This is a genomic window from Methanomassiliicoccaceae archaeon DOK, from assembly GCA_009911715.1.
Classification (GTDB): domain Archaea; phylum Thermoplasmatota; class Thermoplasmata; order Methanomassiliicoccales; family Methanomethylophilaceae; genus Methanoprimaticola.
The window spans coordinates 207,413-226,947 of the sequence record CP047880.1 but is presented as its reverse complement, the minus strand read 5'-3'; the positions used below and the strand labels follow the sequence as shown (position 1 = coordinate 226,947).

At 60.8% G+C, this 19,535-nt stretch carries 21 protein-coding genes and 1 pseudogene; 5 read left to right on the top strand and 17 right to left on the bottom strand.

From position 1 onward, the window contains the following. Position 1: 1 nt before the first annotated feature. From nuoK to ndhC, 9 genes are read right to left on the bottom strand one after another with little or no spacing between them, the layout of a single operon-like run. A complete protein-coding gene (nuoK, locus tag JS82_01150; protein ID QHK16815.1) occupies positions 2–310 on the bottom strand; it encodes an NADH-quinone oxidoreductase subunit NuoK in 309 nt (102 codons plus the stop codon). Then, entirely contained in the window at positions 297–611 is a 315-nt protein-coding gene (locus tag JS82_01145; GenBank protein QHK16814.1) for a hypothetical protein, read from the bottom strand. Before JS82_01145 ends, nuoK begins: the two co-directional genes overlap by 14 nt. After that, positions 608–943: an NADH:ubiquinone oxidoreductase subunit 6 (chain J) gene (locus JS82_01140; protein ID QHK16813.1), complete on the bottom strand. Its 336-nt coding sequence runs from the start codon at positions 941–943 to the stop codon at positions 608–610. Before JS82_01140 ends, JS82_01145 begins: the two co-directional genes overlap by 4 nt. Next, on the bottom strand, positions 943–1,686 hold the full coding sequence (locus JS82_01135; GenBank protein ID QHK16812.1) for a 4Fe-4S dicluster domain-containing protein: 744 nt from the start codon (positions 1,684–1,686) through the stop codon (positions 943–945). The genes JS82_01140 and JS82_01135 overlap by 1 nt, the downstream gene beginning before the upstream one ends. Beyond that, the gene (locus JS82_01130; protein ID QHK18352.1) at positions 1,686–2,855 is read right to left on the bottom strand and encodes an NADH-quinone oxidoreductase subunit H; all 1,170 of its coding nucleotides are present in this window, start codon (positions 2,853–2,855) and stop codon (positions 1,686–1,688) included. The genes JS82_01135 and JS82_01130 overlap by 1 nt, the downstream gene beginning before the upstream one ends. A gap of 5 nt (positions 2,856–2,860) precedes the next feature. After that, positions 2,861–4,003, bottom strand: a complete 1,143-nt coding sequence (locus JS82_01125; protein QHK16811.1) for an NADH-quinone oxidoreductase subunit D — start codon at positions 4,001–4,003, stop codon at positions 2,861–2,863. Next, on the bottom strand, positions 4,003–4,473 hold the full coding sequence (locus JS82_01120) for an NADH:ubiquinone oxidoreductase subunit (protein QHK16810.1): 471 nt from the start codon (positions 4,471–4,473) through the stop codon (positions 4,003–4,005). The genes JS82_01125 and JS82_01120 overlap by 1 nt, the downstream gene beginning before the upstream one ends. Positions 4,474–4,475: 2 nt before the next feature. Beyond that, positions 4,476–5,039, bottom strand: coding sequence for an NADH-quinone oxidoreductase subunit B (locus tag JS82_01115; protein QHK16809.1), 564 nt, complete (start codon positions 5,037–5,039; stop codon positions 4,476–4,478). After that, positions 5,030–5,371: an NAD(P)H-quinone oxidoreductase subunit 3 gene (gene ndhC / locus JS82_01110; protein QHK18351.1), complete on the bottom strand. Its 342-nt coding sequence runs from the start codon at positions 5,369–5,371 to the stop codon at positions 5,030–5,032. The genes JS82_01115 and ndhC overlap by 10 nt, the downstream gene beginning before the upstream one ends. Before the next feature lie 141 nt (positions 5,372–5,512). Here ndhC and proC point away from each other — a divergent pair, with 141 nt between their 5' ends. After that, positions 5,513–6,316 carry a pyrroline-5-carboxylate reductase gene (gene proC, locus JS82_01105; protein ID QHK16808.1) on the top strand — a complete coding sequence of 268 codons (804 nt, stop codon included), beginning with the start codon at positions 5,513–5,515 and terminating at the stop codon, positions 6,314–6,316. Here the strand turns inward: proC and JS82_01100 are convergent. Genes JS82_01100 through folD form a run of 5 tightly spaced genes read right to left on the bottom strand, consistent with a single transcriptional unit; the run spans position 6,310 to position 11,312 of the window. Continuing rightward, the gene (locus JS82_01100; GenBank protein ID QHK16807.1) at positions 6,310–8,037 is read right to left on the bottom strand and encodes a TIGR04190 family B12-binding domain/radical SAM domain protein; all 1,728 of its coding nucleotides are present in this window, start codon (positions 8,035–8,037) and stop codon (positions 6,310–6,312) included. The two genes, proC and JS82_01100, sit on opposite strands and share 7 nt — an antisense overlap. 4 nt (positions 8,038–8,041) lie before the next feature. After that, a complete protein-coding gene (uppS, locus tag JS82_01095; GenBank protein ID QHK16806.1) occupies positions 8,042–8,821 on the bottom strand; it encodes a di-trans,poly-cis-decaprenylcistransferase in 780 nt (259 codons plus the stop codon). A 4-nt stretch (positions 8,822–8,825) separates the two neighbouring features. Next, positions 8,826–9,776: a hypothetical protein gene (locus JS82_01090; protein QHK16805.1), complete on the bottom strand. Its 951-nt coding sequence runs from the start codon at positions 9,774–9,776 to the stop codon at positions 8,826–8,828. Between the two features lies 1 nt (position 9,777). After that, complete coding sequence (locus JS82_01085) at positions 9,778–10,434, bottom strand: RNA 2'-phosphotransferase (protein QHK16804.1); 657 nt, start codon at positions 10,432–10,434, stop codon at positions 9,778–9,780. Then, a complete protein-coding gene (folD, locus tag JS82_01080) occupies positions 10,431–11,312 on the bottom strand; it encodes a bifunctional methylenetetrahydrofolate dehydrogenase/methenyltetrahydrofolate cyclohydrolase FolD (GenBank protein QHK16803.1) in 882 nt (293 codons plus the stop codon). The genes JS82_01085 and folD overlap by 4 nt, the downstream gene beginning before the upstream one ends. Before the next feature lie 219 nt (positions 11,313–11,531). Here folD and JS82_01075 point away from each other — a divergent pair, with 219 nt between their 5' ends. From JS82_01075 to JS82_01060, 4 genes are all read left to right on the top strand, one after another. Beyond that, complete coding sequence (locus tag JS82_01075; GenBank protein QHK16802.1) at positions 11,532–12,665, top strand: oxidoreductase; 1,134 nt, start codon at positions 11,532–11,534, stop codon at positions 12,663–12,665. Between the two features lie 12 nt (positions 12,666–12,677). Beyond that, entirely contained in the window at positions 12,678–13,772 is a 1,095-nt protein-coding gene (locus tag JS82_01070; protein ID QHK18350.1) for a (4Fe-4S)-binding protein, read from the top strand. A gap of 125 nt (positions 13,773–13,897) precedes the next feature. After that, positions 13,898–14,698: a hypothetical protein gene (locus tag JS82_01065; protein QHK16801.1), complete on the top strand. Its 801-nt coding sequence runs from the start codon at positions 13,898–13,900 to the stop codon at positions 14,696–14,698. Between the two features lie 5 nt (positions 14,699–14,703). After that, positions 14,704–15,966 carry an MFS transporter gene (locus JS82_01060; protein ID QHK16800.1) on the top strand — a complete coding sequence of 421 codons (1,263 nt, stop codon included), beginning with the start codon at positions 14,704–14,706 and terminating at the stop codon, positions 15,964–15,966. Positions 15,967–16,013: 47 nt separating this feature from the next. On the opposite strand, the gene JS82_01055 is transcribed toward JS82_01060, so the two are convergent. The 3 genes and pseudogenes from JS82_01055 to JS82_01045 form a co-directional block, all read right to left on the bottom strand. Then, positions 16,014–16,763 (bottom strand): polysaccharide deacetylase family protein, encoded by a 750-nt coding sequence (locus tag JS82_01055; protein QHK18349.1) that lies wholly within the window; start codon positions 16,761–16,763, stop codon positions 16,014–16,016. Positions 16,764–16,783: 20 nt separating this feature from the next. Further along, a pseudogene (locus tag JS82_01050) lies at positions 16,784–18,298 on the bottom strand (AMP phosphorylase). Further along, entirely contained in the window at positions 18,295–19,530 is a 1,236-nt protein-coding gene (locus tag JS82_01045; GenBank protein ID QHK16799.1) for a ribulose 1,5-bisphosphate carboxylase large subunit, read from the bottom strand. Before JS82_01045 ends, JS82_01050 begins: the two are co-directional and overlap by 4 nt. Positions 19,531–19,535: the final 5 nt, after the last annotated feature.

Sequence of the window (19,535 nt, the reverse complement as noted above, 5' to 3'; positions counted from 1 at the left end):
CTTACCACCTCATCGATGTGAGCTCAGCGTCGTCGAGGTCGCTTGTCTTCCTCATCTTGTACGCGTTGAGCAGTATGGCTATTCCGACAGCGACTTCAGCTGCTGCGACGGAGATGGTCATGACGACGAAAGCCTGACCGATCACGTCGGCGTTGAAGGCGCCGAATGCGACGAAGTTGATGTTGGCTGCGTTGAGCATGAGCTCGATGCACATGAGCACGACGATAGCGTTGCTCTTGGTTACGACTCCGTAGGCGCCGATCACGAACAGGATGGCACCGAGGATGAGGAAGTACTCAATCGGAATCATCGCCTTCAACCTCCTCTCTAGATATGCAGACACCGCCGATCATGGCACCGAACATTAGCAGCGCCAGGGGGATCAGTACGAGACCGTACTTCTCGAAGACGGTGTAGGCAAGGCTGTCCTCCCTGAGGTCGCCGTTCTCATCGTAGATGGAGTCGGGACCGTCGGGATCGATGTCGGGGATGGACTCCGGGACATCGCTGCTGGTGTAATCGTTCCAGTCGACGGTGACGATACCGACGACGAGGACGGCCAGGAGGATAACGGAGACTGTCGCTCCAATCGCGACCTTCTTTGCGGTCATTCTTCACCCTCCTTCTTCATGATGTATCTCCTAGTCAACATGATGCTGAACGCGAACAGGATGGTGATGGCTCCAACGTAGACGAGGATCTGCACCACACCAATGAATTCGGCTTCAAGGAAGAAGTACACGAACCCGACACAGAGGAAGACGAGCGCGAGATAGAACGCACTGTGAACGACCTCTTTCTCGGAGACGACGAAGAGTGCTCCGAGGACAGCGATTGCTGCCAGTATCAGGAATGCGACGAGGTCCAGGTTGGCCAGGCAGTACTGCCCGAAGTCGCCGAGACCGGTCCAGAACGCGTTCCACAAATCCATGAGCGCTCCCATCAGAGCACCTCCTTGATCTCAAGAGCATCCTTGGGACAGTCGTCCACGCAGTTGCTGCAGCAGATGCACTTGCTGTTGTCGATCACCGGGCGCAGGATGGGCTTTCCGGTCTTCTCGTTGGTTCCCTTCTCCACCATCTCGATGGCGTTGACGGGGCAGACCTTGGCGCACTTCTTGCATCCGATGCACTTGCTGTCGATCAGCTCGGGCCTGTCCAGGTCGAACAGGGAGACACGCCTCTCGGGGTTGCCGTTGGCGATGTCGGACGGGAGTGTGACCTCCAGCTTGACCTCCATTCCCTCGGTGGTTCCCTCGTAGTTGAGCCTCCTGGGGCCGTAGAGGAGATCGTACCTGGTGTACTCCGCGATCTCGTACTCGGGCGTGACGGTCATGGCGTCCACAGGACAATACTCGGCGCAGTATCCGCACATGGCGCACCTGCCCATGTTGACCTGTGGCCTCTTGACGGTCTTGCCGTCGTCGTCGACGGAGTCCACGATCTTGATGCACGCGGTGGGGCACATGCGTGCGCACATGCCGCATCCGACGCATTTGTCGTATCTGAGTCCCGGGCGTCCGCGGTAGTTCTCGGGGACCCACTCCTTCTCGTAGGGGTAGAGAACTGTGACGGGCCTGTGGATGATGTTCTTGCAGAACAGTTTGAACACCGCCCACTGGGGCTTGAGTACCCACAGGCTCTTCGCCAGGTTCTTCGGGTACTTGTCAAGGTATTTCATAGTCATCAGAACACACCTCCGACCTTAAGCAGCAGAACAACTGCCAGGTTGATTACGGACAGCGGCATGAAGACCTTCCATCCGATGTTGAGGATCTGATCGGGCCTGACACGAGCCAGAGCGGCCCTCACCAGGATCATCAGGAAGAACACGAACCATGTCTTCAGCAGGAACACGATCTCAGGTATGGGTCCGTCGCCGATGAAGGGCAGAGTCCATCCACCGAGGTACATGATTGTGACCATGGCGCATGCGACGTAGCCTCTGAAGTAGTCGGCCAGCATGATGAGACCCCACTTCATTCCGGCGTACTCCGTCTGCCATCCCTCGACCAGCTCGGCCTCTGCCTCTGCGATATCGAAGGGCAGACGCTCGGACTCCGCGGTTGCGCAGAAGAAGAACGTGATGAAACCGATGATCTGGGGGATGAAGTACCAGACGGTGTCGTTCTGTGCGTAGACGATGTCTCCGATGTTGAAGCTACCTGCCAGAAGGGCGGTGGTGGCGATCATGATGAGCATCGGGACCTCGTATGAGATCATGAGTTCGGCTGCCCTCATTCCTCCGATCAGGGAGTACTTGTTGTTCTGCGCCCATCCGGAAACGAGAATGAAGAACGGAGCCAGGGCGAAGAACGCCATGATGATGAGCAGTCCGGTGTCGTAGTCGACTACGTACCATCTCGCGGAGAGAGGCACCATGCATGCGACGAGGACGGACACACCGATGACCAGGGACACGGTCCACATGTAGGTCATCCTGTCGACCTTGCCGGGGATGGTGTTCTCCTTCATGAAGGTCTTGAGACCGTCGGCGACGCACTGAAGGAATCCCTTCATACCCACCATGGTTCCCCTTCTGTCCATCATCCTTCCTAGGAACTTACGCTCCATCCACAAGGATATCAGGGTACAGACGAAGACCACGATGAAGATGATCAGCATGAAGATGATCAGTGCGAACAGGGTGCTCGCTCCATCGGAGACCAGCCACTCGGACACGCAGTTGCCGGGGAAGATCAGGTTGATGAGCCATGCGATGGCTCCTCCGATGATCTCCCACAGGCCGTAGGACACCGCATAGGGCAGGTTGAACGTCTCGAACGGGTAATACGCGTTCGACATGATGTCCGTGTGGAAGTTGATGAAGTTCAGTATGCTGTCGTACGTGTACACCATACTCACCTGTCAGTCTCTCCGAGGCACATGTCGATCTGGGCGAGGATGGCCGGAACATCGGCGATCCTGCATCCCTGACACATTACCTTGGATGTGGATACGTTCGTAAAGATCGGACTGCGGACCTTGAGCCTGTAGGGCTTGTCGGTTCCGTCGGAGACGAGGTACATGAGAGACTCTCCGCGGGGGTCCTCCATCCTCATGAAGGCAGTTCCTGCGGGGACCTTTGTGGGGGTCTTGAGCCTGTAGGGGGCGTTCTTTCCGAGCGCCCTGATCTTCTGGACCGCCTGCCTGATAATCTCGCAGGACTGGAACATCTCCTCGATACGGATCATGTACCTGGCGTAGGAGTCTCCCTCGGTCAGCACGGGAACCTCGAAGTCGACCTTGTCGTAGTTGTCATAGGGGTCGTCACGGCGGATATCGAAGTCGACGCCGCAGCCCCTCATGGCGGGACCGGTCATTCCGATGTTGGCGCACTGCTCGCGCGAGATGTAGCTCACGCCTTTCATCCTGGAGACGATGATTGAGCTCTCGTCCATCAGATCGATGATGTCCCACATGGCCTTCTCGAAGCGGTCCACGGTGCGGATGATGTCCCTGTCGAACAGCTCGGTCAGGTCGTTCCTGACTCCGCCGATACGCGGGTAGTTGGTGGTCATCCTGGCTCCGCAGAGCTTGACGTTCAGGTCGAGGAAGTACTCCCTCTCCCTCATGGCCCAGAGGAACACGGTCAGGTTTCCGAGGTCGGTACCGACGGCCGCGAGCCACATGAGATGGGAGTTGATCCTGCACACCTCGTCGGCCACGATCCTGATGTACTTCGCCTTCTCGGGGATGTCGATTCCCAGAGCCTTCTCCACAGTCATGCAGTAGAGGTGGGTGTAGGTCATCGACGCGGCGTAGCAGAGACGGTCGGCCATGGGAATGATCTTGGGGTAGATCCTGTTCTCGGCCTCCTTCTCCCAGCCACGGTGGAGGTAACCGACGATGGGCTCTGCGTCCGTGACGATCTCTCCGTCGACCTGGATCTTGAGGGTCCAGAGACCGTGGGAGAACGGGTGCTGCGGACCCATGATGATCCACATCTTGTCGGTTTCCATCTTCTCTTCCAATTCTTTAACGGGAACTAACGAGTCAGCCATCACTCACTCCCCCTGAGTTTGTATGATTTCCTGAAGGGGAAGAACTCGTAGGTCTTCGGAGTCAGCAGCCTCTCCAGCTTGGGGTGGTTGTCGAAGACGATTCCGAAGAGCTCCCAGGTCTCCCTCTCGTGCCAGTTGGCTCCTTCCCAGACGCATGTCACCGACTCCACATGGAGGTCGTCTGCGGGAAGGTCTGTGGAAAGCTCGATCATGAGTCCGTTGTAGTAGTTGGACAGGTGGTAGACCACAGTCATGTGGTCGACGTAGTCCACTCCGATGACGGTGGAGCAGTGCTCGAAGGTCAGGTTGTGCTGAATGTACTTGCACACCTCAAGGACCTTCTCCCTCGGGAGTTTGGCGTACACCCTGCGGGCCTCGGTCCTGGTGACCTCGACCTCGGGGAACTTCTCGGTGAGGAGGGTCTTGACCTCTTCCTCGGAGGGACTCTGGTACACGGCTTCTGTGTCCATGCTCAGTCCTCCAGGAATGCTCCTCTCCTGAAGTAGCTCTCGATCTTCTTCTGGAGAAGCATGAATCCATCAATCATCGCATCGGGACGAGCGGGGCATCCGGGGATGTAGACATCCACGGGGACGATCTGGTCCAGACCCTGAACTGTGTTGTAGGAGTCGTACCAGGGTCCTCCGGAGATGGCGCACTCGCCCATCGCCACGACCCATTTCGGGTTGGGGATCTGCTCGTAGAGACGCCTGAGGTCGGGACGGATCTTCTTGGAGATCCAGCCGTTGACCAGCAGGATATCGGTCTGCCTGGGGGATGAACGGTAGATCATACCGTAACGCTCTGCGTCGTACCTGGGGGCGGAAGCCGCCGCCATCTCGAGAGCGCAGCATGCGAGTCCCCAGTGAAGGGGGTGCATGGAGTTCTTCATCGCCCAGGACCAGATGGGTCCTGTGAGCTCGTCCACTGTCTTTTTGGTTCCAGAGCTGAGGAGGTCATTAATCATGGCGTCAGACCATGACATGAACTCGTCAGCACTCATTGCAACCGCATGGGGGTAGAGGCTCATATCCATACGTAATCCTCCTTTTTCAAGGAATATGCGACACCAAGAATCAGAATCCCGAAGAACAGCATCATCATGAGCTGCGCGGTCACTGAAAGTCCAGAGAACGCGACTGCCCAGATCATCAGGAAGGTTGCAACCAGGTCAAAGACGACAAAAATCAGTGCAAAAGTGTAGTATTGGAACCTGAACTGCACCTGGGCTACTCCAATGGGTTCTGAACCGCACTCATAGGTTGTCTCCATCCACTGAGTGGGTTTCTTGGGCCGGACGAACCTCGATGCCCACCATGCCAGCGGAGCGAAACCGAGCGCGATAACGCTCACTATCGCTAATGGCATGTAGTACACAATTAGTGACATTGATTCTCGGCGATGTTTTGTTAGTACATAAAGCTTCCACAGCGCGCATATAAATAGAAGTAGCCCTCTGAGAACACGGATTTCCGAGCATTTATCAACGGGCATCCGGATTCCTCTGACATGTCCGCGGGCATAGGATTCATAGGCGCAGGCAAGATGGCGGAGGCCCTGATCGGGGGCCTGATAGCGAAGAACGTTTTCGACAGGGATGGCATCATCGCATGCGCTCCCCACGAGTCCACCCGCAAGAGGGTCTCCCGGACCTACGAGATCAGGGTCCTCGGAACTGCCAAGGAGGTCTGCTCCGAAGCGGACATCGTCGTCCTCGCCGTGAAACCCAAGCAGGTGCCCGAGGTGTTCGCCGAAGGCCTCGACCTGGGCGGGAAGGTCCTGATCAGCATCGTCGCCGGACTCACGCTGGAGAAGCTCAGGGCATATGTGCCAGATGCGAAGAACATCAGGGTCATGCCCAACCACTGCTGCATGGTCCTCGAAGGTGCCATGGGATATTGCTGCGACCCCTCCGTCACCGATGCGGACAAGGCCGCCGTCGCCGACATCCTCGGTTCCGTCGGCCTCGCTGTGGAGGTAGGGGAGGAGTACATGGACGCCATAACGGGCATCGCAGGGAGCTCCCCCGCATTCCTGTACCTCGTCATCGACGCCATGGCGGACGCCGGCGTGCTGAACGGACTGTCGAGGGCCGACTCGACAAGGTTGGCGGCGCAGTCGATGCTCGGGGCCGCGAAGATGGTTCTTGAAACCGGAAGGCACCCGGACGTGTTGAGAGACGAGGTCTGCTCCCCGGGCGGAACAACGATCGTGGGCGTCCGTGCGGCCGAGGACATGGGCCTCCGTGCGGCGATGATCGCCGCGGTGGACTCCACCATCGAGAAGTCCCGCGAGATGAGCAGGGGTCAGTGACGCCTGAACGTCGACTTCAGAAGCCCCGCCACGACACGGGGGCCGTTGGACCAGATGGACCCGGCCTCCCAGTCGAGGTCCTTCTTGTTGCACACGGTCGAGTTCATCATCCGCGTGCCCTCCTCCTTCGTCTCCCAGAGACGGGCCTCCCTCTCCTCTGGATCGGGGATGGCCATGATCTCGTCCACCTTGTGCATCAGCGAGCGTGCGAACTCGGTCCTCTCTATGCGCTGGCTCATCGCCTCGTCGTCTATGCGGCCGGCGTCGTGCTCGCTCCTGGCGAGCTCCACGGCGGCATCGTACGAGATCTCCGCCACGTCGTCGCGCGTCATCCACTTGGTCTCGTAGGACAGGACGTGCTTCCACGACGGGTTGTCCAGCAGCAACCTGTGCTCCTCCAGGGTGCGGGCCCTGAGCGTGTATCCCCACTTCTCCGGCTCCTCGAAGACCCTGCTGCCGGGATCCACGAAAGGCGCGAAGGGGGCGTTGTAGATGAAGAGGCCGTCATCCCTGCCGACAAGGCCCCAGAGCCTCCTGGACGCCCTGACGCTGTCCATGGCGGACTCACGGTCCTGGAACGGGAGACCGTTCATGTAGAACAGGTCGAACCTGAAGCATCCGTTCCTGAACGCCGCCGGGATCGTCCTCTCTATCGCCTCGTTGGTGTACCCTTTGCCGAGGGCCAGCCTGACCTTCTCGTCGTGGGAGTCGGGAGAGAACTCTATGGACCACCCGCCCTCCAGCGACTTGTCGATCTTCTGGAAGTACTCGTCGCCCGCTCCGTTGAAGAGCTCGATGACGACGTGGTTCTTGATGCGCCTCTCCTTGCACTCCCTCAGGAACCTGTCGGCGTAGTCCTGGCTCTGCTGTCTGAGGTCGCCGACGATGAACACGGGCGTGTCCAGGTATGACTGGATGAGGTCGATGTCCTCCGCGAGCTTCTCCGGGCTCCTGAAAGCGGGCCTGCGTCTGCAGACGACACGGCCGTTGGCGAAGTGCGAGCCTCCGCACTCTGCGCAGTTGACGCTGCACCCCCTCACGGTGAACACCGAGGTCAGGGGGAGCTTGTCCCAGCCGAACCACGGCAGCGCTCCGGAGATGTCCCTGTTGCGAAGGACCCCCTTGATCATGGTCCCGTAGTCGAACATGACCTCGTCCAGACTCTCCAGGGAGTACGTGAGGCCGTTGTCGTGGATCCTCCCGTCTGAATCCTTCCAGACCAGGTTCGGGACCTTCGACAGGTCCCCTCCCCTCTGGAGGGCCTCCATCATCATGACGGTCGGGACCTCCGTCGTGTCCCCTCTCATAACCAAGTCGACCTCCGGGCGCTGGATGAGCTCCTCGTAGAAGTACGAGGACGTGAGTCCCCCGAACTCGACCTTGGCCTCCGGATGGTGCTTCTTGACAATCTTCGCAAGCTCTATAGCCCCGTGGGCGTGGGGCATCCAGTGGAGGTCGATGGCGAAGACGTCTGCGTCGAGCTTCCTTATCCTCTCCTCGGCGTCGAACCTCTCGCTCTGGAGCATCTGCACCGCGATGTTGACGATGCGGGTCCTGAATCCTGCCGCCTCCAGATGGGAGGATATCGTCATGAAACCCATCGGGTACATCTCGAACACCGGCGAGGAGGGGATCACGTCGCTGACAGGCCCGTAGAATATGGGCTTCTTCCTGAAATCGTAAACACTGGGTGCATGGAGGAATATTATGTCCGATCCCATGATCTCACTTCCCGAAGCGCCTCGTGCGCTGCTGGTACGTCCTTATGGCCCTGAGGAAGTCGATGTGCCTGAACCCGGGCCAGTAGACGTCCGCGAAGTACAGCTCCGAGTACGCCATCTGCCAGAGGAGGAAGTTGGAGATCCTGATCTCACCGGATGTGCGGAGCACCAGGTCTGGGTCGGGCAGACCCGTGGTGGAGATGTACTCGGAGACCGTCGACTCGTCTATGTCGTCGACGGAGATCTTGCCGTCGACCGCGTCCTTCGCGATCATCCTGACTGCGTTGGCGATGTCCTGCCTGCCGCTGTACGCGATGGCCATGTTAAGGCAGTTGTCCTTGTACCCCGCGGTGCGGGACCTGGCGTACTCCATGGCCTCGATCACTCCGTCAGGCAGCATGCTCGGGTCGCCGATCACGTTGATGGCGACATGATGCCTGTGGACCTCGGGGTCGTCGGCGAAGTCGTACAGGGCCTGCTCCAGCAGCTCCATGAGGTAGTCCACCTCGTCCTTCTCGCGGTTGAAGTTCTCCGTGGAGAAGGCGTAGACCGTCAGTATGTGGATGTTGAGGTCCAGGCACCAGTGCAGGACCTCGTCCAGCTTCTCACGGCCGAGCTTGTGGCCCTCCATCGGCTCAGTGCCAAGCACCTCCGATGCGTACCTGCGGTTCCCGTCCATGATTATGGCGATGTGCCTGGGCATCACGCCCGAGGCCACCTCCTTCTCGATCAGGGACTCGTACGTCGAATATGCCCTGTCTGTGATTATGCGGGGCACTTCCATGAGATCACTCGAAGTCCTCGGGGATTCCCGCGGATTTCTCGCCGAGGTCGAAGCACCCTATGGCGGCGACCGCGCCAATGACGCCCTTCATGCCGGTGACGCTGATGATCTGGACGCCGTTCTCCTCGGCGACGCGCATGGCATCGGCGGGGGTGTACAGGACGGACTTGCAGCTCCAACCGAAGTCCCTGAGCTTCTCCGGCACCTCCAGACCCTGGTAGACCGTGATCACGGCGTCCTCGGAGTACGACTCCTTCCTGATGAAGTCGACAGCGTACTCTATGAGCGCCGGGATCTCCCTCTCGCTCACGGCGAAGGACACTGCTGTCGAGCAGCAGTTGGTGGTCTTGTTGGGGACCTCCGGATTGAGCTGTATGATCTTGTGCTCGATGAAGTGGCCGATGGGACACGACATCCCGAGTTTGAGCGACGCCACCCAGGACGCGCCCTTCTCCTTGGTGTCGGTGTCGTCTATACCTATGATCACGCGGACGAGCTTCGGGGTGATTATGTCCACGTGCGCCCTGTGGGCGCCACCGATCGTGAAGTCGTCCGGGTACTCCGTGCGTATGACGTCCGGGCACTGCGGGATGCAGGCCCCGATGCCGACGGATGCCCCGGCTATGCCGTACCAGGTCGTGCGGACCTCGTCCCCCTCGACCTTCAGTGCCTTGAGGCCCTGGCCCCCGACGTGGGATGCGACGGGACCGAAGTTCAGTTCCCTCTCGCCGATTATCGTGTCCATGACGAGCATGTTGGACTCCATGCGGATGTTCTCGATGACGCCCTTCGTGCGGCGCCTGTTCACGATGTCCCACTCACCGGGACCCTTGGCCATGCATTTCTCGATGATCTGGGCCCTGCCGTGCTCCTCATCGACGAGGGTGTAGAACCCACGGCAGAACATGGGGCCGTATTTCTCACGGACCTCGTCCGGTCTCAGAATCTGTACCATCTCAATCATCTCCCTCTGTGTCCCAATCCTCCGGATCCGCGATGTCGATCGCATCGGCGGGGACGCTCCTGCACAGGTACACCGTCCTGGCGGCCTTCCCTATGTCGGAACCGAGCTCCATGCAGACTCCCGTGTCGATCACGAGGATCACAGGATCCTCAGTCCTGACGGAACCGGCCCTGAGTGCGTCCCTGTAGGTCAGGGACAGGTGGACCATGGCGCGGTCCGACGGGAATATCCCCGACTCGAGCAGGAGCTCCGCCTCCTCCTGGGTGGCGGGGTAGAACAGCTCGTCGGGTATGTTCTCGCAGTCAAGCTTTATGTCGAGGGGTATGGTGTGGCCGTACGTGGCGCGGATCTTCCCCCCTGAGATCACGTACCTCCCCTTCGGGTCGGTCTCGACGAGGGCCTCGATGTGCCTGGACCTGAGCCAGTTCATGCGGGGGTTGCGCTCGCGGATCTTCGCCATGACGTCCCTCAGGCTGACGTTGCCCTGGGAATCCATCTCGAGCCCGAACTTCCCGTGCCTCAGGATTGCGGCAAGTGTCCTCCCGATCTTCTCGACCTCGTAGTCGGACATGATGAACTTGCCCTCCTCCCCGCAGTACGGGCACCTCTCGTCTCTGAAATATCCGTGCTCCTCGCATTCCCTTATCATCCGACCACCTTCTCCGCGGCCCTGACGGCGTTGGCCATGAGCATGCATATGGTCATGGGGCCCACTCCGCCCGGAACGGGCGTGATGTACGAGGCCTTCTCGGAGACCTCTTCGAAATCCACGTCCCCGACCAGCCTGCTTCCCTTGGGATGCGTGGGGTCGGAGACCCTGTTGGTGCCCACATCTATGACCACGGCGCCCTCCTTCACCATGTCTGCGGTGACGAAGCGGGGCTTCCCGATCGCCACGATGAGGATGTCGGCGGTGGACGTGATCTCGGCCAGGTTCCTGGTCCTCGAGTGGACGACCGTCACGGTCGAGTTCGCACCCTGGCCCTTCTGCACCATCATCGCGGCCATGGGCTTGCCCACGATGTTGCTCCTCCCCACCACTACGACGTGCTTGCCGGCGGTCTCGACGCCGGACCTGACCAGCATCTGCTGGACTCCGGCAGGGGTTGCCGGGAGGAAGTCCGGGTCGCCGATGAGCATCCTCCCCACGTTCGACGGGTGGAAGCAGTCGACGTCCTTCGCCGGATCGATGGCGTTGATCACGGCCTCCTCGTCGATGTGGTCTGGCAGCGGAAGCTGCACCAGGAACCCGTGTATGGACGGGTCGGCGTTGAGCTCCGCGACCTTGCTCAGAAGCTCCTCCTGCGTGGTCTCCTCGGGCATCCTGACGGTCAGGGACCTCATCCCGAGCTCCTCGCACATCTCGCCCTTCTTCCTGACGTACACCTGCGAGGCCGGGTCGTCCCCCACGAGGACCACTGCCAGGCCCGGCGTCACGCCCTTGGCCTTCAAGGCCCCGATTCTCTGTCTGAGCTCCCCGTAAATCTCCTCAGAGACCTCCTTGCCGAGGATGAGCTTCGCAGTCATTTTAGCACCTGGCGCTCAATGCGTCACTCCTGTCTTATAGTTAACGCGCGAAGGGACGGGCGCGCACGTGCGTTTCCGAGACCTCGTTCCCCCGGCGATCCTGGGACGAATTGTGATGCTTTTCTGACGTCTGGCACATTGTTCTTTATGTTTGATTTAACTCCAGATTATTTATCTACCTTGACTGCATCATGAACATCAAGGAAAGGGGCTCTGGAAATGATATACAGGGATTTCAAGGGAAAGAAGATCTCGCTGTACGGGATGGGCGCGATGCGTCTGCCCGTCGTCGAGGGCGACGACTCCAGGATCGACGAGTCCGCGACGTTCGAGATGGTGGACTACGCGATGGAGCACGGGGTCAACTACTATGACACCGCCTGGGGATACCACGGCGGCAACTCCGAGACAGTCATGGGGAGGGCCCTGGCCCGCTATCCCCGCGAGAGTTACTACCTGGCGGACAAGTTCCCCGGCTACGACCTGTCAAACATGGACAAGGTCGAGGAGATTTTCGAGGAGCAGCTGAGGAAATGCGGAGTGGACCACTTCGACTTCTACCTGTTCCACAACGTCTGCGAGCTGAACATCGACTCCTACCTGGATCCGAAGTACGGGATCCACGACTACCTCATGGAGCAGAAGAGGAACGGGAGGATAACCCACCTCGGATTCTCTGTCCACGGGAGCTTCGAGGTCATGAAGCGCTTCCTGGACGCCTACGGGAAGGACATGGAGTTCTGCCAGGTCCAGCTCAACTACGTGGACTGGGAGTTCCAGGACGCGAAGGCCAAGATCGAGCTCCTGAGAAGCATGGGCATACCGTGCTGGGTGATGGAACCGGTCCGCGGAGGACGCCTGGCGAACCTCACGGACCCCGAGGCCGCCGTCCTGAGGGCGATGAGGCCCGACGAGGCCCCCGTGGCCTGGGCGTTCAGGTTCCTCCAGTCCATTCCAGAGGTTACCATGGTCCTCTCCGGCTCCTCCAACATGGAGCAGATGAGGCAGAACATAGCCATCTGCGAAGAGGACAGGCCGCTGGACGGCAAGGAGATGGAGGGGCTCATCTCGCTCGCGAGGAACATGGTGGATGCGAAATCCGCACCGTGCACCGCCTGCAAGTACTGCCTCAGCCACTGCCCCAAGGGCATAGACATCCCGCGCATGATCGAGCTCTACAACGAGCACGTGTTCACCGGAGGAGGATTCATCGCACCGATGGCCCTTGCAGCGGTCCCCGCGGACAGACAGCCCTCCGCGTGCATCGGATGCGGCAAGTGCGCCGATGTCTGCCCGCAACAGATCGACATCCCCGGGATCATGAAGGACTTCGCCCAGAAGCTCGGGGCGTGAGTCATGGCCGAAATGCTGTACAGAAAGGTTGCCAGGACCGGGGACGAGGTCGGCATCATAGGCATGGGCACCAGCTCCAACGGGGAGGCCGGGGCCGAGGAGACCAGGAGGACGGTGGAGCTCGCGCTGGACTCCGGCGTGAACTACTTCGACCTGGCATCAGCCACCGGCATGACCTTCGGCGCTTTCGGAGAGGCCCTGAAGGGAAGGCGCGAGGAGGCCATGCTCCAGATGCACTTCGGGGCCGACTACGCCACCGGCGAGTACGGCAGGGTCTACGGCCTGGACAACGTCAGGAAGTCGATAAAGTGGCAGATGTCCAAGGTCGGCACGGACTACATCGACTACGGCTTCATACACTGCATCGACAGTCTCTCGGAGCTTGACGACGAGTGGGACGGGGGCATAGTCGGGTACATCCAGGAGCTGAAGGACGAGGGGGCCGTTCACCACATAGGCATCTCCACCCACACCCCATCCGTCGCCCAGAAGGCGTTGGACTCGGGAATCATAGACATGGTCATGTTCAGCATCAACCCCGCGTACGACTGGAAGCAGGGGGAGTTCGCCTACGGCGAGATCGGCGAGAGGTCGGAGCTTTACCGCAGATGCGAATCCGACGGTGTCGGGATCTCCGTCATGAAGGCGTTCGGAGGCGGTCAGCTCACCGACGCGAAGATCTCGCCCTTCGGCAGGGCCCTGACCGCCACCCAGTGCATCCAGTACGCCCTGGACAAGCCAGGCGTCGTCACCGTCCTGGCCGGTGTGAGGAACCGCGACGACCTGCGCTCTGCGCTGGCGTACCTGGATTCGACGCCCGATGACAGGGACTACTCCGTCATAGGGTCGTTCACCCCGCCCGAGGCGGAAGGAAGATGCGTGTACTGCAACCACTGCCGCCCATGCCCGGCCGGGCTAGACATAGGCCTGGTCAACAAGTACTACGACCTGGCCAGGGCCGGGGACGCCCTGGCGTCGGAGCACTATGCGGGACTGGCGGTGAAGGCCGACGCCTGCACGGGGTGCGGACACTGCAACGACACCTGTCCGTTCCATGTGGACCAAGTGGCCCGCATGGCAGAGGTCCGCGGATACTTCGGCCAGTGATCCGGGTACAAACCCCTTCCTTTTTATCAAGCCGTCTATATAGGCTCCCTAGCCAGATATATCGTCATTCGACAGTCATCATATCGTACCGCACTTTGAGCGTAATCAGACACCCAGTGATTCACATGCCGTCCACATACGCGCACTACAGATTCGGGAAAGAGGTCCTAGAGAGACTGGACCCCGACCTACGCTCGGTGATCGAGGCTCACAGGGAGCTGTACGACATCGGCCTCCACGGCCCGGACATCCTGTTCTACTACGACGCCCTGCACAGGAACCCCGTCAGCCAGATCGGGTTCTCCATGCATGACAGACCCGGAAGGGAGTTCTTCGGTCCTGCCCGCGAACGCATCTCAGGAGTCGGGGATCGCGGGGCCGGGGAATCGTACCTCTACGGGTTCATATGCCACTTCGCCCTGGACAGCGAGTGCCACCCGTACATCGAGGACAGGATAAACCAGAGCGGCATCGCCCACACAAAGATCGAGGGCGAGTTCGACAGGATGCTGCTGGTCGAGGACGGCAAGGACCCCGTGAGGCAGAACCTCGTCCCGCACATACATCCGACTGCGGAGAACTCAGAAGTCATAGCGGCGTTCTTCCCCAACACGACGCCCGATCAGGTCAAGGCGGCCCTGGAGGACATGCTGAAGTACAACGGCCTCCTGGTATGCCCCGGATGGCTGAAGAGACGTCTGGTCATCAGGGCCCTGAAGAAGTCCGGAAACTACGACGACATGATCGGCCTCCTGCTGAACGCCGAGGGCGACCCGCGCTGCGATGAGAGCAACGCGAGGCTCAGGGAGCTCTACGACGGCGCGGTCGGTCTCGCCGTGGAGCTGATCGGGGACCTGCACGGATATCTGGACGGTCGCACGGAGGAGCTTCCCCCGCGCTTCGACCGCACCTTCGGCGTGGAGTGACGGGGATGTCACTCAAGCTGACCAGGACCGAGAGGTCCTGGGTTCTCTACGATGTGGGCAACTCGGCGTTCACGCTGATGCTGTCCACCATCATCCCGATCTACTTCAACTCGATAGCCGGCGAGGAGCTGAGCTCCGTCGACTACCTGGCGTACTGGGGATACGCCGCATCCATCGCCACCGTGCTCTGCGCCGTCCTGGGGCCGTTCCTTGGAGCCGTCTCTGACAGGAGGGGCATGAAGATCAGGATGTTCTCCTGCGTCCTGGCAGTCGGCGTCATAGGGTGCGCCGCCCTGGGATTCGTCAACGAGTGGCTGGTGTTCCTGATAGTCCTCGTGATAACCAGACTGGGGTACTCGCTGAGCCTCGTGTTCTACGACTCGATGCTGGTAGATGTGTCCTCCCCTCAGAGCATGCACAACGTCTCCGCCCTGGGGTACGCCTGGGGATACATCGGGAGCTGCATCCCATTCGTGGTCTGCCTGGTCCTGATCCTCGGCTGCGAGTCGTTCGGGATAACGATGGGCACGGCGATGACGATCTCGCTGGTCATAATCGCGGCATGGTGGGTCGTGTTCACTGTCCCCCTCCTCAGGAGGTACAGACAGACACACTACGTCGAGGGAAGGGAGTCCTCCCTCAACGCGTTCAGGCTCCTGGCGGCGACGCTCAGGAACGCCAGATCCGAGAAGAAGGCGTTCATGTTCCTCATCGCGTTCTTCTTCTTCATCGACGGCGTTTACACGATCATCGAGATGGCGACGGCGTACGGGGAGGCCATCGGCCTCGACACCACGATGCTTCTCGTCGCGCTGCTGGTCACGCAGATAGTCGCGTTTCCGTGCACCATCGCCTTCGGAAGGCTCGCCCAGGGGAGGAACATCGTCAGACTGCTGATGGTCTGCATCTTCGCCTACGCCTGCATCACCATCTACGCATCCGTGATGGACAACATCACGCAGTTCTTCGTCCTGGCCATCTGCGTCGGGGTGTTCCAGGGAGGCATACAGGCGATGTCCAGATCCTACTTCTCCAGGATCATCCCTCCGGAGAAGTCCGGGGAGTTCTTCGGACTCATGGACATCTTCGGCAAGGGGGCCTCCTTCATGGGGACGTTCATGGTCTCGGCGATGAGCCAGCTGACAGGCAGCATGTCCCTGGGCATCCTGTCCCTGGTCGTGCTGTTCATCGTCGGATTCCTCGTGCTCATGGTCGTCGCCAGGATCCCCGATCCGGAGCGCCACCACTGCTTGGAAGAGTCCGCGTAACCTCTTTACAGCCGGGCCCGGGGTCGGGTCCGGCACCCATCATCGGGTCATTGCCCGATGACGCAGGGCTCGAACCCCTGGTCAAGTATCCCCTCGACGACGACCCTCACGCGTTCCGCGTTTTCGGAGATCCAGACCTCATCCATAACGCCGCCCTCCCTCGTCTCTACCATGTGCCAGGTGTGTGTGGCTAGGACGAGGTGCGACAGCCCCTCGGCCATGCGGACGTAGTCCGACGGAACCCTGCGGCCCTCGTGCATTGGCCACAGGTACGCGGCGATGGTCTTGCCCGCGGAATCCCTCATCTTCGGAACGGGGTACTCCTCCATGCCGTCGACCTCGAAGGGATCCGTCGGTCCCCCCACGGGCGTGTAGACAGATGAGTCGGCGGATATGCCCAGGCTGCGCACGACCTCGAGGATATCGGGACCCGCGGTCATGTACGGGGCCCTGAAGCACGTGGGATGGGAGACGGCGTCCGACACGGCGTCGAATCCCCTTCCCAGGACCGCCTCCACATCGGGCACGACGCCGGTCTGGGCGCCTGTCAGGTCCTCGTGGTCGTATCCGTGGAGGCCGATGCAGTGACCCGCCAGGAAGGAGCAGTCGGTGACCTCGGCGGTGCGCCCCTCCATGAAGAACGTCCCCCTGACGCCGAGACCGTCCAGCAGATCCGCCAGAATCCGCATCCCCCTCTCGGAGGACGAGAAGCGCGGCCCGGTGCCCGAGCCGCGGTCGATGGACCCGGCCGCTACGCTTCCCGGGATCGGGATGTTTACGTCGCGGTCGGCGTCCACCGTGAAGTACAGTTTAGGCCTCATCCCCTCACAGGAACCGACGAGACCCTCTTCAGGAGCATTCCCTCGATGACGATGGGAGGATACTTCATGGCGGTCTCCTTGGCACGTCTCAGCTTGGCCTCGTTGTCGGCGTAGATCGTGAACAGCTTCTCGCCGGCCTCGACCCTCTGGCCCTTCTTGAGGTAGATCATCAGCCCGGCGCCCTTGTCGTTAGGCGCCCCTGCGGCCTTGGCGATTGCCACCACGTCCTTGTTGTGGATGGAGTGGATGTAGCCGGATTTCGTGGCGATGATGTCCTCGGAGTACTATCCGGGAACCAGGTCGTCGGACTTCAGGTCGGCCCTGCCGCCCTGCGCGACCACGATCTCCATGAACTTCTTGTGGGCCTCTCCCGACTCGAGGATCTCCCTTGCCCTGGCAGACCCGTTGGGTATGCCTGCCATCTCGAGGATGATGCCCGCGCAGTCGCAGGCCTTCTCGACGACGCTGGCAGGATGCTTGCTACCCTCCAGGATCCTGATGCACTCCCTCGCCTCCAGCTTGGGGCCGACCGCGTTCCCGACGGGCTGGTCGGCGTAGGTTATGGCGCACTCGACATGCATGCCGAGCTTCTCCCCCAGATCCATGAGGTCGCGGGCGTACACCCTGGCGTCCTCTATCGTGGGGACCTTCGTCCCGGATCCTGTGGGCACATCCACCAGAAGATGGGTCGCACCGACGGCGACCTTCTTGCTCATGATCGAGGCTAGCATCTGCGCCCTGGGGTTGATGCCGAGCGGATGCTCGATCTTGATCACCATGTCGTCCACGGGGGCGAGGTTCATCGAACCGCCCCACGCGAACACCCCGCCGACGTCCTCGGACACGCGCTTCAGGGTGTCTGCGTCCATCTCCACGTTGCAGAAGGTCTCGACGAAGTCGGACGTCCCGCACGCGCTGCTGATGGCACGGGACGAGAGCTTGGGGATCATGATGCCCGCCGCTGCCACGATCGAAACGACGATGGGCGTGATCTTGTTGCCGGGGACACCGCCCAGGCTGTGGAAGTCGAACACCGGCTCCCTGTCGAACTCGATGATGTCCCCGGTGTTGGCCATAGCCTTGGTGAAGTCCGCGATTTCGTCGATGTCCATCCCGTTGATGTACAGGGACGTAAGCCAGGCGGAGATCTCGATCTTCGAGAGCTTGTTGTTGAGGATGTCCACGACTATGGACTCGATCTCCTCCTTGGACAGCTTCTCGCCGTCCATCTTCCTGCGGATCGACCTGACGGAGTCCGGGTTCTGGCAGTAGACGACGTTGACCTCCTCGCCCTCCCTCACCCCGCACTTGGACATCAGGGGCGCCGGCATCATGACGATGCCTTCCTCCACGAGCGTGTCCGAACGGCTTACCAGCGCGACAGCGGACCTCGCCCCGGAGATGTTTACGCGGTCGTTCTCCTTCACCCCGATCTCGAGACAGTCCCTGTCGTGCAGGAGCACCGTCGGCTCCGAGGCATCTATGTCGTAGTTCTTGACTATCAGCTTCATTTGGATCCCCATGTGTCGAGTGCTATGGCGAGCTCCCTGTGGTCCTTGGCGTACTCCTCCGCGGGTATGCCCAGGAACGCCGCGTCGACAGCCTGGCTCATCCCCATGGCGCCCGCACAGACGCCCTCGGGATGGCCGGCGACTCCGCCGCCCGCCTGTATCTGAACGTTCTTGCCTGCACGCCTGACGATCTCGCCCACCAGTCCGGGGTGGACCCCTCCGGAGCAGACCGGCATGACCTGCCTGTAGGGCACGTCGTCACCGAGGCACGCGAGGAGGTTGCCGTCGTCCGCCTTGGCGCCGGTCATCTTGCCCACTCCGAGCGTCCCGATGTGGAGCGCGTCCCCTCCGACCATCCTCACGAGCTTCGTGAGGGGCAGCATGGCGACCCCGTGGAGCGGATCCTTCGTGAACGCGCCGTGCATCGTCCTGTGGACGTGGATGGGCACCTTGATCGACGGGTCCTCGGCAAGGGCCTGGACGGCCCCGAATCCGCAGGTGATGACATCGACCATGATCTCCCTGGCGCCCCAGCCCTGGACCTTCTCGGCCAGCTCGACGATCTTGTCGCCGCGGGTGCTGACGTTTATGGCATGCATCATGTACTTGCCCTCCGACTCGAGCCTGTCAAGGGATTCCGCTACCGCGACCGTCCTGTCCTCGATGGGACAGAAGGTCTGGTCCACCAGGGTCTCGTCGTCCTTGGAGTTGGTCAGCCCTCCGGCCCCGGCCTCGTAGACGTACTCGGCGGTCTTCTGGGGCGAAAGACCGATCTTGGGTTTGACTATGGTTCCCACGAGGGGCTTCTCCGGGCGATGGAGGCGCTCCCTGAGACCGTCGGCGCCGAACTTCGGCCCCTTGAACTGCTCCAGGATGCTCTTCGGGAAGGTCACGTCCTCCAGTCTGACGCCCTTGAGGGCGCCGAGGCCGAACAGGTTCCCCGCGATGACGCTGAGGATCTGCGGGACGGAACCCACTTCGATGCTGAAGTCGTCTGCCGGGAACTCGGCGGTGACGATGTCCCCCTCGATGGAGGTTATCCTCGCGCCCAGATGGTCGAAGACCGTGTGGTCGAGCGTGGAGATGCCTGTCCACGTGCCGGTGGACTGCTCCGCGGCGATGGCCTCTGCGGCCTTCTCAATCGGAAGGTCTGTGGTCACCCTGTATTTGCAGACCACGTACCTGTCAGGGTCCTCGGGCTCGCCGAGGTGCAGATATGAGAAGTTCTCCATTTCAC